10 protein-coding genes are annotated in these 14151 nt (G+C 62.7%); 3 read left to right on the top strand and 7 right to left on the bottom strand.

Annotated elements, in window-relative coordinates:
- Positions 1 to 464: 464 nt before the first annotated feature.
- Positions 465 to 1784, bottom strand: a complete 1320-nt coding sequence (locus D8W71_RS06830) for a UDP-glucose dehydrogenase family protein (protein ID WP_121112105.1) — start codon at positions 1782 to 1784, stop codon at positions 465 to 467.
- 274 nt (positions 1785 to 2058) lie between these two features.
- Positions 2059 to 2535, bottom strand: coding sequence for a hypothetical protein (locus D8W71_RS06825; protein WP_236077753.1), 477 nt, complete (start codon positions 2533 to 2535; stop codon positions 2059 to 2061).
- Positions 2536 to 2800: 265 nt separating this feature from the next.
- Between D8W71_RS06825 and D8W71_RS06820 the strand changes: the two genes are divergently transcribed.
- Together D8W71_RS06820 and D8W71_RS06815 are read left to right on the top strand one after the other, a co-directional pair.
- Complete coding sequence (locus tag D8W71_RS06820) at positions 2801 to 3061, top strand: hypothetical protein (protein WP_121112100.1); 261 nt, start codon at positions 2801 to 2803, stop codon at positions 3059 to 3061.
- A 214-nt stretch (positions 3062 to 3275) separates the two neighbouring features.
- Complete coding sequence (locus tag D8W71_RS06815; RefSeq protein ID WP_121112098.1) at positions 3276 to 6767, top strand: indolepyruvate ferredoxin oxidoreductase family protein; 3492 nt, start codon at positions 3276 to 3278, stop codon at positions 6765 to 6767.
- Positions 6768 to 6775: 8 nt separating this feature from the next.
- Here the strand turns inward: D8W71_RS06815 and D8W71_RS06810 are convergent, their stop codons facing one another.
- Positions 6776 to 7834, bottom strand: coding sequence for a glycosyltransferase (locus D8W71_RS06810; protein WP_153275326.1), 1059 nt, complete (start codon positions 7832 to 7834; stop codon positions 6776 to 6778).
- 343 nt (positions 7835 to 8177) lie between these two features.
- Between D8W71_RS06810 and D8W71_RS06805 the strand changes: the two genes are divergently transcribed.
- Entirely contained in the window at positions 8178 to 8774 is a 597-nt protein-coding gene (locus tag D8W71_RS06805) for an acyltransferase (RefSeq protein ID WP_236077752.1), read from the top strand.
- 4 nt (positions 8775 to 8778) lie between these two features.
- Here D8W71_RS06805 and D8W71_RS06800 read toward each other — a convergent pair whose 3' ends face one another.
- Genes D8W71_RS06800 through D8W71_RS06785 form a run of 4 tightly spaced genes read right to left on the bottom strand, consistent with a single transcriptional unit; the run spans position 8779 to position 13840 of the window.
- The gene (locus D8W71_RS06800; RefSeq protein WP_121112093.1) at positions 8779 to 9981 is read right to left on the bottom strand and encodes a lipase family protein; all 1203 of its coding nucleotides are present in this window, start codon (positions 9979 to 9981) and stop codon (positions 8779 to 8781) included.
- A gap of 21 nt (positions 9982 to 10002) precedes the next feature.
- Positions 10003 to 11271, bottom strand: a complete 1269-nt coding sequence (locus D8W71_RS06795) for a lipase family protein (RefSeq protein ID WP_161965411.1) — start codon at positions 11269 to 11271, stop codon at positions 10003 to 10005.
- Positions 11268 to 12524, bottom strand: coding sequence for a lipase family protein (locus D8W71_RS06790; protein WP_153275324.1), 1257 nt, complete (start codon positions 12522 to 12524; stop codon positions 11268 to 11270). Before D8W71_RS06790 ends, D8W71_RS06795 begins: the two co-directional genes overlap by 4 nt.
- Positions 12521 to 13840, bottom strand: a complete 1320-nt coding sequence (locus D8W71_RS06785; protein WP_121112087.1) for a polysaccharide biosynthesis tyrosine autokinase — start codon at positions 13838 to 13840, stop codon at positions 12521 to 12523. Before D8W71_RS06785 ends, D8W71_RS06790 begins: the two co-directional genes overlap by 4 nt.
- Positions 13841 to 14151: the final 311 nt, after the last annotated feature.

Raw genomic sequence — 14151 nt, 5'->3', positions numbered from 1 at the left:
TGGAATGCGACTCCCCGAGTGGTTCACATCACAGGACTATTACGTTCGACTTGACTGGTTTACCACATCCACGATCACGCCCGTGGTGATTGTTTGTGAGAAATCCCAACGCAGTGTGCATCGCTACGACGTCGACTGTCGTTACCCCGGCCCTGCCCGGGCACTGCCTACTGCGAATAGCATTGTTATGCAAGCTGGTTCACCAACGGGTCAAGCACAGTAGCGATCGCGTAACGCTATGGAAACATGCATGCGCGATTGATATTTACTTTTCACTTGCGCTCTTTCCCTAAAACCAACTGTGTGGCCATGTTGCCGCAGCAAAGAGGCATTTTGCCCGCTTTCTGCGGCCGACACAAACGCAGGTGAACCGAATGTAATTCGACTGAATGACCCGAGTTCTTACTCAATCGCTCTACCCCCGATTCTGCGACAGTTGGCCTGTGAAACGAGGCGCAAGAGGGTTACGGGCGCCCTAACCCTCGGTAGATCCACCCAGCTGCTCGCCACTCCTCGGGATCGAGACAGTTACGACCGTCGATCAAGGTTTTCGCCCGGACCACACCGTCGAGATCCGCAGGCTTCAGGGCCCTGAACTCCTTCCACTCGGTGAGCAGGAGAACGACATCCGCGCCCTCGCACGCTTCGAGTGCGGAAGAGCTGTAACTGAGAGTCGGAAAGAGCGCCCTCGAGTTGTCCATGGCCTTCGGGTCGTACACGCTCACGGCAGCGCCCTGAAGCTGGATCTGACCAGCAACATTGAGAGCCGGCGAGTCACGGACGTCGTCCGAGTCCGGCTTGAAGGCTGCTCCCAGAACGCCGACGCGGGCGCCCAACAGCGAACCACAGGCTTCTCGAGCCAGTTCGACCATGCGGGTCCGTCGTCGCATATTGATGTTGTCCACCTCGCGGAGGAACGTCAGCGCCTGGTCAGCACCGAGCTCACCTGCACGGGCCATGAACGCACGGATGTCCTTCGGCAGGCAACCGCCACCGAAACCGATACCGGCGTTGAGAAACTTGCGACCGATGCGATCGTCGTGACCGATGGCGTCGGCGAGGATCTTCACGTCGGCGCCGGACGCTTCACACACCTCGGCGATGGCGTTGATGAATGAAATCTTCGTCGCCAGAAATGCATTGGCAGACGCCTTGACCAGCTCGGCCGTCGCCAGGTCCGTCACCAGGAACGGGATCTCCTCGTCGAGCAACTGCGCATAGACGTCGCGAGCGAGAGCCTCTGCGCGGCCCGGGCGGTCCCGATCGACACCGAGGACCAACCTGTCCGGGTGGAGAGTGTCCTTGACTGCGAAACCCTCACGAAGAAACTCGGGGTTCCAGGCAATCTCAACGTCGTCTCCCGCCGGAGCGAGCTCGCGGGCGAGGATCCCGAGACGCTGCGCGGTACCTACTGGCACAGTCGACTTACCGAAGATGACGGCCGGCTTGGTCAGCAGCGGGGCAAGCGTCTTGATCACCGAGTCGACGTAAATCAAGTCGGCTGCGAACTCGCCCCTCTTCTGAGGTGTGCCCACACCGAGAAAGTGGGCTTCGCCGAACTCGGCGGCCTCCTCGTACGAAGAAGTGAAACGGAGTCGGCCGGACGCAATGTTGCGCTGAAGAACTTCTTCCAGTCCCGGCTCGTAGAACGGCACCTCACCAGCTTCGAGCTTGGCAAGCTTGGCTGGATCGACATCGACCCCCAAGACATCGTGGCCTAACTCAGCCATGCAGGCAGCGTGGGTTGTTCCCAGGTAGCCAGTCCCGAACACAGTAATCCTCATAGCGCCTGTCTTCCCGGTTCCAACATCGTTGACACAATTTGCTGGTGGCAGCGAACCCGGCTACCTCGCAGTGAATGGCCTGCCCTCACCACCAAGCCCCTATCCGTTGGTCAAGACCCACCGCGTTGCATGATCCGAGCCCACTGGGATCGTCCGTGAACGCCTGCCAAGACTCACATCGACTGGCCACGGCCGAGCCAACAGATCCCGAACACGAGATGAACCGAGGCTCTGAGCAAGAGGGCGAACCACTCGGGCGGCTGATAGTGACGTGTCAGGCGACAGGAAACCTCACGGTGTTTGCCAGTGGAGCGAGGTACGTAGTGCTCACTGCGTTGGGCGTGACCGTCATCGAAGCCCCACCCGAGGGCATCGGGAATGTGATCTCCCCTGTCAGGGGTTCGAAGGCTCGCGATGCAAAGGGAAGCACGATGAGTCGAGTGCCGCTGCCGATCCCGTCAGTTCCCGAGGCAGACGAATAGTTCACGAAGATCGCGTTGTGACACGGTCCAGTGAAGAACGGCAGCCATGACACCGAGACCGTCACCTGCCCCGGGCGGTCATGAGGTGTACGAACAGCGCCGGTCAGTTGGCCACTGCACGGGACCGAGAAGTTCTCTCCCAGCGAGTAAGCCACCGGGAGCGGAGTGATCTCCGGGTGATGCGCGTGGGCCAACGCTGGCGCGCCGACAATCGACGCAATGGCCGCGCTTGCGACGACCGCCACCCTCATTACCGCTGTTCTGATCACAGAAGTGGACACTACAGGCCCGGCATTTCGGACAAAATGCGGCCGCAGCACGCACTACGCCCCGCCTGCGCGCACCGCGCCAGCTCACGAGACGTCAATCAGGGCAACAGGAGTCGAACAGAAGGTGAACCAAGCATGGACCACTTTTTCTCGGGTCATTCGTGCGAACGACACGCTTGGCGGTACGAATCATGGCGATCGCAACTGTGTACTTTCACTGCCGCCCGGTGGACTATGAAATCTCCCAGCCGAAAGAGGTGACACCATGTCCGATGCCCAGTACCGCATCATCGATGACGACGTCAGTACCCTCGTTCGGCTCTGTGGCTTCTCACCCGAGCACGCGCGCGCCCAACTGACAGCCTTTTCGCACCGAGAGAAAGCAGGGCTGATTCCGGCCACGCGGGCGCTCGAGGTTCTGGAGGAGACTGCGTCGTTGGCAAGAGACGCGGTCGCTGACAACCGTCGCCGGTGGCGCGAAATTCTGCGTAGTTCCGAGAATCGGTCCGACGCGTTGGCTGCCTGACGCCGACCAACCCGTCGCCCAGTTTTGGTGCTGTTACTCCACTGATGTTGCGTCACATGAACGAAACAATCCCGAAGACTTGTTCTCCTCCCAAACCTACTGGGCGACACTGTGATGCGATCGGCCAGCGGTTGCAGCCCGCTCGACCTCGGAATACCGTGGGGTCTGATGTCGCCGCCGACGGGCGCGCACACATGAACACAAAGGGTGAGGCGTGACCGAACAGGCCGAACGTTCCGACCTCCATTCTTCGTGTGGGACGGACGCGGCGGACTCCTCCGGTATCGCTTACGACATCGGCGACCGCTACCGCCCTGGGTCAGGCCCAGTACTCGTAACCGGCGTCCAAGCGATCGCCCGGATGCTCGTCGAGCAGCAGGTCAGAGACGCAGCCCACGGAATTCGCACGGGCACCTTCGTCTCCGGATACCAAGGCAGCCCTCTAGCCGGATTCGACCGACTGCTCGCCGGCACACCAACTCTGCGTCGCGACTACGACATTCGGCTCGTACCGGGACTCAACGAAGAACTTGCTGCAACCTCAGTATGGGGCAGCCAGACCGAATTGCCCGTCGGAACTCGGTCCCACGACTCGGTCGTCGGTGTCTGGTACGGCAAAGGTCCAGGACTGGACCGCGCAACCGACGCACTCCGCCACGGCAATATGTACGGAGCTCACCCCACTGGCGGAGCCCTGCTGCTGGTGGGCGACGACCCCGGCGCAAAATCCTCGTCCGTCCCGTGCGTCAGCGAGCGTTCCCTCGCCGCGATGAGCATTCCCACCCTCTACCCACGCAACGGCGAAGAGATGGTGAAGTTCGGGCTGCACGCCATCGCACTGTCGCGCGCATCGGGATGCTTCGTCGCATTGAAGATCATCGCCGACGTCGCCGACGGCCTGTGGACCATCGACGGAAGCGCAGCCGACGTCGACATCACCGTCCCCGACATCGAATGGGACGGCAAGCCGTGGACCTACCGTCAGCGATTCTTCATGGCGCCGCCGGACAGCGTCCTCGCCGAAGCCGACCTCCTCGGACCCCGATGGGCGATGGTCGAGGCCTACGCTGCCGCGAACCGAATCGACACCATCGAGGTCGCCCCGGACACGGCACATTTCGGCATCGTCGCCGCCGGAGGTGCCTACGACTCCATGCGGCAAGCACTCGTCGACCTCGGCCTGACCGACGACGACCTCCACCGACACGGCATCCGCATCCTCCGCGTCGGCATGCTCTACCCACTCTCCGCCACACGCGTCAAGGAATTCGCCGACGGTCTCTCCGACATCCTCGTCGTCGAAGACAAGGTGCCGTTCCTCGAATCGCAGCTGCGCGAAATTCTGTACGGCATCGACGGCGCACCGCGAGTGCAGGGCAAGAAGGCATCCGACGGCTCGCGGCTGATTCCCGTCGACGGTGAACTGACTGCCGCTCGCCTCGCCGGACCCATCCGCACCGCACTCGCACCGTTCGTCGATCTGCGTCGACCACTCCCCCTACCGCTGACGCTCACTCCGCTCGAAGCCAAGCGCACCGCATACTTCTGCAGCGGCTGCCCACACAACAGGTCGACGGCCGTGCCCGAAGGATCCATCGCGGGCGGCGGAATCGGCTGCCACACGTTGGTCACCATGTCGAGCCGCACCGACAGTGCGGTCAACGCGCTCACCCAGATGGGCGGCGAAGGCGCACAGTGGATCGGCCAAGCCGAATTCGCCGACGTGCCACACACCTTCCAGAACGTCGGCGACGGCACCTTCTTCCACTCCGGCCAGCTCGCCGTCCAAGCGTGCATCGCGGCAGGCGTCAACATCACCTACAAGATCCTGTTCAACTCGGCCGTGGCCATGACCGGTGCACAGGACGCCGAAGGCGGACTGTCGGTGCCTGCCCTGACTCACAAACTGAAGTCGGAGGGCGTCGCACGCATCATCATCTGCGCCGACGAACCCGAACGCCACTCCAAATCCTCACTTGCACCGGGTACCTCACTTCTACACCGCGATCGTCTCGACGATGCACAGAAGGAACTCCGCGATATCCCCGGAGTGACCGTGCTCATCTACGACCAGCGCTGCGCAGCCGATGCAAGGCGCCAACGTAAGCGCGGAAAGATCCCGGCCCGCAGTACCCGCGTCGTCATCAACGAGCTGGTGTGCGAGGGCTGCGGCGACTGCGGCGTCAAGAGCAACTGCCTCTCCGTTCAGCCGATCGACACCGAGTTCGGACGCAAGACTCGCATCGACCAGTCGAGCTGCAACACCGACTACACCTGCCTCGACGGTGACTGCCCGTCATTCGTCACCGTCGAGGTGCCGGACAACGCGGTGGTCCCGTCGAAACCTCCGAACGCCAGAATCGATCCACCGGAAGTGACTGCACCGGAACTCGATACGATCGTCGGCACACACAACATCTTTCTCGCAGGCGTCGGCGGAACGGGCATCGTCACAGTCAATCAGGTGCTCGCCACCGCGGCGATGCTCGCCGGACTACACGTGGAAGGCCTCGATCAAACCGGCCTGAGCCAGAAGGCAGGTCCGGTCACCTCACACCTTCGCATCAGCTCGACAGTGGTGGAACCGTCCAACCGCATCACCCCCGGGAACGCCGACTGCATTCTCGCTTTCGACCTCCTCGTCGCAGCCGACAGCAAATACGTCGGCTTCGGCCACCGCGGGCGAACGGTGACCGCTGCCTCGACGTCCAAGACACCGACCGGCGACATGGTGTACGACGCCTCGGTCTCCTACCCCGAAGAGTCGGTCATGGTGGAGCGGCTCGAGTCCGCGTCGAAGATCCTCACCTCGATCGACGCGATGAAGGCAGCCAAGGCCGTACTCGGCAGCACCGAGGCAGCGAACTTCCTTCTCGTCGGTGCGGCGTATCAGGCTGGTGGACTGCCTATTCCGGGATGGGCAATCGAAAAGGGCATCACCATCAACGGTGTCGCAGTCGACGACAACATCGCAGCGTTCCGATGGGGCCAGGTGGCGGTAGCCGATTCCGACGCATTCGCCGACGCCGTCGCCCAGAAGGTCTTCCCGACGCACACCGTGGCCCCGGCCGAGATGTTCGCAGACTCGCCCCTCGAAGGCGAGGTCCTCGAACTTACTCGTAGACGCGCAGGTGAGTTGATTGCGTTCCAGAACCTCCGTGTCGCACAGAAATACGTGGCGTCCGTCGAGAACATTTGGCGTGCAGAGCGATCGGTGACCGATCAGACCGAATTCTCCGATGCCGTCGCACGAGGACTGTTCAAGCTCACGGCGTACAAGGACGAGTACGAGGTGGCGCGAATGCTCACCGACCCCCAGTTCATCGAGCTGGTACGCGTCGAGGTGCCGGGCGCGAAGAACATGCAGTTCAAACTACATCCGCCCGCACTGCGCGCACTGGGCCGAAAGAAGAAGATCGGCCTCGGCCCGTCGTCGCGCATTCCTCTGAAAGTGCTTGCACGAGGCCGAGTTCTGCGCGGAACACCGCTCGACCCGTTCGGGTACGCCCACGTACGGCGGGTGGAGCGCCAACTCGTCGAACAGTATCGGACATTGATGACCGACCTCGCAGCTGCGCTGTCGACCGACAACTACGCCAGGGCGGTCGAGGCGGCTGAGGCAGCGCAGCTGGTCCGCGGATACGAGGGCATCAAGCTCGACAACGTAGACAAGTACTACGCCAAGCTCGGCGAACTGGGTCTGTAGGTACCCGGCTACAGAACGCGCATGGCTTCGTCGTAGGCGTCGACCAGATTTCGTGACATACGGTCGAGTGTTCCGGCCTGAGCGATCGCTTTGGTTGCGAGCCTCACGGATTCTCGGTACTCGGGATCGGCGAAGAACTGGTCCACCGCCTGTGCGGCATCGTGCGGCTGGGTTCCGGCGAGGGCATAACCGAGCGATTCCATGCTGGGAATGGACCGAGCCAAGACCGGGCAGCCGACATCGGCGGCTTCCAACGTCGCCAGTGGACCGCCCTCCCATGCCGCAGTGTGGAGGTAGAGATCCGACGAGCGGAGCAGTTCACGAACCCGATTCGGCGGAATCCACCCGGTGATCTCGACACCCGCCCGCTCCAGCAGGGCGCGACTGTCCGCATCCCCTTCCCCGATCCACCGGTACCGATAGCGCGAGGTTCCGAGCTCGGAGCACACGTGCGCGAAGAACTCGGGATCCTTCTGCGCCATGATCCGGCCGATCATCGATATGACGGGCTTGTCGTCGGCGCGGTGAGCATTGCTGTCGGAATTCGAGGACCCGACTCGTACTTTCGCAGGCATGACGATGTTCTCGACCACGGCCGACGGCATGTCGTCTCGCAGACCGTGACCGATCTGCTCCTCGTGCGGCGACACCGCGACGAGCATCTGCCGGCGCTGGGCAAGCACCTTCTCGACGGTGAAGTACACACCGTTCTTCACCGCGCCGTGGCCCGCCTCCATGACGTAGCAGTGCGGCGAATACACGATTCGCGTCCCTCGCGGCAGGATCGCACGAAGCGCACCCGCGTAACTGGAGTGCAGATGAACTATGTCGTAGTCACCCTCGCGCACGACCCGCCTGGCCTCGAGGAAGAAAGCCTTCAAACCCGAATCGACCTGGTGGACCTCGACACCCTCGGGCACGTCGAGCGTTTCGTGCCCGACGCGGACGCGGGCGAACAGACTGTGCTCGTACTGATCGGTCCCGGTGATGTAGTGAATAATTGCACTACGGACCCCGCCTCCGAATGCCTCGGAGACGTGGAGAACCTTGAGCTTCTTGGGGACCAAATTCGTGCTCCTTCGGAAAAACCCGCCGCAGAATTTATTATTACCCGCCGAAGGGATTTCGACACCGCTTGTGGCGCATTCGACATTCGAATACTGCAGTAGACATGATTCTGGTTGGTATAAGCGCGTCAAAACAATCTTCGCGGCGTTTTGCCTGCATACCGTTCGTCGATCTATTTGTTAAATGCGTATTTCCTGAAAACTCATGCCGGTCGGTTTGGATTATTTTGCATTCAATAGTTGAGTTCTGCTTCTTCGAGACCGTCTCGCTGAGCCATCCGTATCGCTGCGTCTCGGATATGATGAGCGCTCGAAGTGCACGATGACCGAACAGGAATGTCGCATGAGTACCGAGCCCATATCCGAGCAGGCGACCCCCGAACGCGAAAAGCGTACGACGGATCAAATCCCGACCAACGCTCGCGAACAAATTGGTGAACGTTTGTTCAATTACGTTGTCACGCACGTTCCGTCGCACTGGATCCGACAGAACTGGCTCAGGTTCTTCGGAATGAAGATCGGCAAGAACACCTCGATCATGATGGGCACCCGCGTCCATGGCATCCAGCAGCTCACCGTGGGCAACAACTGCTCCATCGGTTTCCGGTGCCTACTCGATGCCCGCGGAGAACTGACCATCGACGACGACGTCGTACTGGCCAGCGACGTACACATCGTGGCAGGCCATCACCTGGTCAACTCCGACGACTTCGGCCGCTTCCTGTCGCCGATCCACATCAAGCATCACGCCTGGGTCGCCAGCCGCTCGACCATTCTGGCCGGAGTCGAACTCGGCGTCGGATCAGTCGTCGGAGCGTGTTCGTTGGTCCGAAAGGACGTCGCGGACATGGAGATCGTGGCCGGTGTTCCCGCCAAGCCCGTTGGCACCAGGCGCTCGACGCTCGACTACCACCCGATCTTCCGTCCGCTGTTCTACTGACGTTTCAGCAGGTGCTGGGCGGCGGTACATCCCCGAATCGTTCGCCCAGCCACTGCACGGTCGCGCTCCCGTCGACATCGCCGTGCCCCTTGTCGGGTTGGAAGATCGCCTCGATGACGTCACCCTTGGCGCAACCATCCGCGATGGCGTTCTCGGTCCACTGAGTGTCGATGAATTCGTCCTGGCCGCCGTAGACCACGATCATCGGCGCCGACGCAGGACCGGCAGGTAGCCGCGACAGCGCGAGCAACGACGTCACCTTCGCCTCGGCCTCAGCGGAGGCAGGCTCGAGGTCGCTCGGGTCGAACTGGCTCAAAACCTTTCCGCGCTCCTCGCCTTCCGGCCCCGAACAAGCCCCCAGAACGTCCCAGTTCTCGCGAATCGCGCCCGACGCATACTGATCGACGTCGAAGTCCGGGTAGGACTTCTCCAGGCCCATCAGCATCCAGATGTAGGCCGCGGCCTGATCGCCGGTGAGCGTGCCAGCAGCAGCCTTCGCAGCCATTCCCGACATGTCGGCAGCCGGCACGAGGCTGACGGTTCCCACCAGATCCAGCTCGGGTGCGTAGGTGGCCGACTGCTCGTTCGCCGCCCACGTCGCGCCACCGCCCTGTGAACCACCGAACGCGGCCCATCGATCGGAAACCGACGACGACAGTTTGCGTAGCGCCCGAACCGAATCGATGACGTTCAGTCCTGCCGTGCGATTGTCGAGGTACGGGTGATTGCCGTCGGTACCGAGCCCCTGGTAGTCGGCTGCGGCCACCGCGAAACCAAGATCCAGGTAGCTTTTCACCAACGCCGAGGAACCCAGTAGATCGGACGACGCCGACGGAGCACACTCCTGCCGGATCCCACTGGTTCCGTGTGCGAATGCAATGATCGGCCACCCGCCTGCAGGTGGTCCACCAGGCGGGACGAACAGTGTGCCCGACACAACCGTCGGCGATCCGTCGATTCCCGAGGTGGACCGATAGAGAACCTTGGCGGTGGTGGCTCCCGTAGCGGCAACCGAACGGTCGAAACTCGGGATCGTTTTCGCCTCGACGAGGGAGCCTGGGCCGGTGTCGTCGAGATCGGCCGTGGGAATGGATTCCGGCTCGCGCACGGCAGTCGGTGTCGGCGAAGAACATCCGACGACGAGCGCTACGGATACTCCAAGCGCTGCAACCCACGCCCCAGCTCTACTGCGAACCGGCAACCGCATCACACCACCTCAGGCTCTTTCTCATTCTGCGTTCTGCTCTTCGACATCGGCGTTCTCTGCGGGCGGGTCCAGGAGCGCTGGGCAGCTGTTTATCGGCGGCACTGCTGCAAAACGATCTGCCATCCATGCGAACGCCGACACCGTGTCCAGGTCACCGTGTCCTTCACCGGTTCGGAGCTGCCACTCGATCACGTCGCCGAGCTCGCATCCTCGTCGAACGGCGTCGAGCGTCCACGGCCATCGCACCAAAGTGTCGTTGTCGCCCTGCACCACCAACATCGGCGCGGCGGCCCTGCCCGGACCACCTTCGGTTCCTGGGCCACCCGCGGCGAGCGGCATCGACCATTGCTTCAACCGGTCGGTGAGCACCTGCGTCGATTCCGGCGAAGACGGTGCCACGTCGTCCGCAACGATGGCTACGGCCAATCGATTTCGTTCCTCCAACGCGGCGCCCGCGCACTGCAGCAACGCGTCATTGTTGTCGAGAACCTGCCCGTGCAGGTAATCGGTGAGTGCGACCTCGGGAAAGACGTGGGACAGGCTGTTGACGGCGAACTGCATTAACGGTAGTTGGTCTGGGGTCAGCGTTCGGGCAGCGGCGTCGGCTGCCAGTCCTGACATGTCCGCGGCTGGAGCAAGCGCCACCACGCCGACGAGATCGAGTCCGTCGCCGTAACTTCCGTCGAGCTCGTTGGCCGCCCACGACGCCTGCCCGCCTTGCGAGCCTCCGAACGCGGCCCACCGCGAACTGGCCTCGGGAACGAGTTCCCGGGCCGCTCGGACAGCGTCGATCATGTTGAATCCGACGGTCCGCGGCTCGAGATACGGGTGGGGGCCGTCGCTTCCCAGGCCTTGGTAATCCGGCATGACCACGACGTAGCCGTTGTTCACCAACGCAGCAACCGGGCCCGCGTTGCCGATCAGATGCGGATACATCGACGGCGCGCAGTCCTCGAGAACCCCGGTCGTTCCGTGGCCGTAGGCGACCACGTCCCATCCGCCCTCCGGCGCGAGCCCGGGCGGGACGAACACCGAACCGGTTACCTCGGTGGATGATCCGTCGACACCGGACGTGGATCGATACGTGATCTTGTGCGACGTTCCACCGAGCTTGCCGATGCGCATGTCAGCGGTGGTGAAGTTGGAGGAATCGACCAAGGAGCCAGGGGCGGTGCCCGTGTACTGCGGACCGGACGACGGTGTCTCGCTCTCGCCCGAACTGCATGCCGACACGGTGATGGCCAGTGCGAGCGCTAGAGCGCACAACCGCCACGAACCGGCGAACGTCATACGGAAGGACATTGGCCGACAGCTTCCTGGCCGTCGAATCGTGCACCGATCCACGAGAATGCCCGCGAGGCATCGATGGTCCCGTGTCCTTCGCCGATACGCAGTTCCCACTCGATGGAGCCTCCGCTGGCACATGCTTCGGACAGCACGCGCTTCGTCCACGCCTGGTCCACCAGTTCGTCCTGGTCGGCGTACATCACCAGCAGGGGTGCACCCGCTGTATGTGCGTCCAACGAGCGCTGCTTCAGCAACGACTCCATCAACGCCTGCGCGGCCGGGGACGCCGGCACCAGATCGGCCTTGTCCGCGTTGGCCAGAACGTCGATCGCTTCGGGCACCCGCGGCCCGTTGCAGAGGACGAGCAGATCCTTGTTGGCAGCGATACTTCCGCGCATGTAGTCGTCGAGATTCAAGTCGGGCGCAGTGGTCGCCTTCAGGCCCATGATGGCAAGAAAATACAGGTGAACTTGATCGCGGGTGAGCAAGCCGGCCGCAGCCTTGGCCGGCAGATCCGACACGTCGGCAACAGGAACCCACGCAGCAGCACCGACGAGATCCAGCCCCTGGCCGTACCGAGGCTCGACGTCATGTGCCGCCCACGTCGCGAGTCCGCCGAGCGACCCGCCGAACGCAGCCCACTGTGAACCGGCGTCAGGAGTCAGGTGTCGCGCAGCACGGACCGCATCGATCACGTTGTAGCCCAGAGTGTCTGCGTCGAGGAACGGATGCTCGATGGTGTTGCCGCCGCTCCCGAGGCCCTCGTAGTCCGACATGACCACCATGTAGCCGTTGAGCAGCAACGCGGTGATGGGCAACCACTGATTGAGCAGATCGTCGTACATCGACGGACCGCAGTCGAAGTTGATGCCGGTGTTGCCGTGACCGTACGACACCACGCGCCAACCGCCCTCGGGAGCAATCCCGTTGGGCACGAACACCGTTCCGGTGACCTCGGTTCGGCTCACCCCGTCGGAGGCGGTGGACACGTACCTGATCCGCGACACCTGGGCGCCGGTCTCGGAAATACGCGGAACGACGGTGGTGAACCTCTCCGCCGACAGAAGCGATCCGGGCTCCGAGCCGCCCAGTTGTGCAGGTGCTGTCGGCGCTACCGACCGGTCGGGTCTCGCGACCGGATTGGTCGTCGCAGTAACGGCATTACGCGCCGTCGGCGTATCCGGTGCGCACGACGCGAGCAACGCAACCGCCAGCACCACAGAACCTATGCGGCGGATGCCCCTGAATTTCGTCACGAACCGCTCTTCGTCCTCGCTGCTGACAACACTGTTCCCACTACATTCGCTCCGACCAGACGCAGCTTGTCGGCCGCCTCGGTCACATCGGTACGCCCGGTACTGCCGTACCGCGCGAGCAGCACCGCACCGTCGGCAGACTTGGCCAGCAAGGCTGCATCGGTGTACTGCAACACCGGTGACGCGTCGATCAACACGAAATCGTACGTCGCACGAAGCTCTTTCACGAGATCCGTGAGAATCACCATGCTGAGCAATTCACTCGGGTTGGGCGGCAACGGCCCGGCGGCCAGGATCGACAGGCCGAGATGGGACGTGGGCTGCACTGCCTCGTCGAGCGGAGTCTGGCCCGCCAGGACCGTCGATGTTCCCGAGTCGCTGGACGCACCGAAGAACGTCGCCAACGATGGGGCTCGAAGATCTGCATCGACGAGAATCACACTGTGGCCCACTTCGCCCAGTGCGACGCCGAGGGCCGCAACCGCGCTGGTTGTCCCGGCGCCAGCTCGCGGGCTCGTGAACACCAGAACACGAGCTTCCTTGGTGGCGCCGACGAACGAGAGATTGGTCCGAAGCTCTCGGAACGCCTCCGACGCGACCGGACGATCGGTACCGAAGAGAACCGGACGGGTGTCCTTGGGGATCTTCTCGCGCGGGATCACGCCGACCACCGGCGCGTCTGCACGTTCGGTCAGACTGTGCGGAGTCTTGACCGAGACGTCGAGGCGGTCGCGCAGCACAGCTACTACGAGCCCGAGCAACAGACCAGCCACTGCGCCCAGCATGAGGTTGCGAGTCCACTGCGGGGTCGCCGGGGATGCCGGTGTGTCGGCGAGTTCCACCAGAGTCGCGGACGCAGCAGGTGAGCCGCCGCGCGCCGACGTCTCGAGTTCGGATACGAGCTGACTTGTTTGAGCCGCAACCGTATTCGCGAGATCACGGGCGAACTCCGGATCGGGGTCGAGCACCGAGATGTCGAGCAGAACCGACTCCGGCTGCGGCGTCGCCGTCACCTTTCCGATGAGTTCCTCGGCAGTGATGTCGATACCCAGCGAATCGATTGTTCTCTGCGCGACCTGTTTTCCAGCCGCCAGCGATGCGTACGAGGTGACGCGTTCCTTGGAGAACAAGTTGCCCTGGTACGCCTCGGCTACCGATGCACCACCGGTCGTGGTCACGAAGAGTTGCGATGACGCCTTGTACTCCGGCGTCGTCACGGCGCTGACCAGGGCGGCACCTCCGACGGCTACGATCAGCGTCGCCAGGATCGAAACCCACCTGGTCCGCCAAATCCCCAGGTATTCACGTATGTCCACCTACACGGTCTCCTGTCGATTACCCGGCCATCACGGCCGATCGGCGATCCGCCCCTTGTGTGCGAACGATTGAATAGTAAGTGGAAGTCCGACACGCTCGCAGCACGACGACGCCGGCTTGGACCATTCACCGGTTTCTCGTAACAGTTCTCGAACTTCCGCCGATAAAAGTTTTTCGCCTTCGTCACACCATTTTTGCGATGCACTGCAAACTACCGGAACTCTGCAATAATTCGAATCCGACTAGGACACTCCTGCGCGGCGGACACTCACGGGCACACGGCCGGGGGCTGACGGCCCGTATTCCATCA

The sequence above is a fragment of the Rhodococcus sp. P1Y genome, assembly GCF_003641205.1.
In the GTDB taxonomy this organism is placed as follows: domain Bacteria; phylum Actinomycetota; class Actinomycetes; order Mycobacteriales; family Mycobacteriaceae; genus Rhodococcoides.
This window is presented reverse-complemented; position numbering and strand designations above follow the sequence as displayed.

Bases quoted from the DNA above. Each gene is read 5' to 3' on its own strand.
- D8W71_RS06830 (WP_121112105.1), bottom strand. From the start codon at position 1,784: ATGAGGATTACTGTGTTCGGGACTGGCTACCTGGGAACAACCCACGCT.
- D8W71_RS06820 (WP_121112100.1), top strand. From the start codon at position 2,801: ATGTCCGATGCCCAGTACCGCATCATCGATGACGACGTCAGTACCCTC.
- D8W71_RS06805 (WP_236077752.1), top strand. From the start codon at position 8,178: ATGAGTACCGAGCCCATATCCGAGCAGGCGACCCCCGAACGCGAAAAG.
- D8W71_RS06800 (WP_121112093.1), bottom strand. From the start codon at position 9,981: ATGCGGTTGCCGGTTCGCAGTAGAGCTGGGGCGTGGGTTGCAGCGCTT.
- D8W71_RS06795 (WP_161965411.1), bottom strand. From the start codon at position 11,271: ATGACGTTCGCCGGTTCGTGGCGGTTGTGCGCTCTAGCGCTCGCACTG.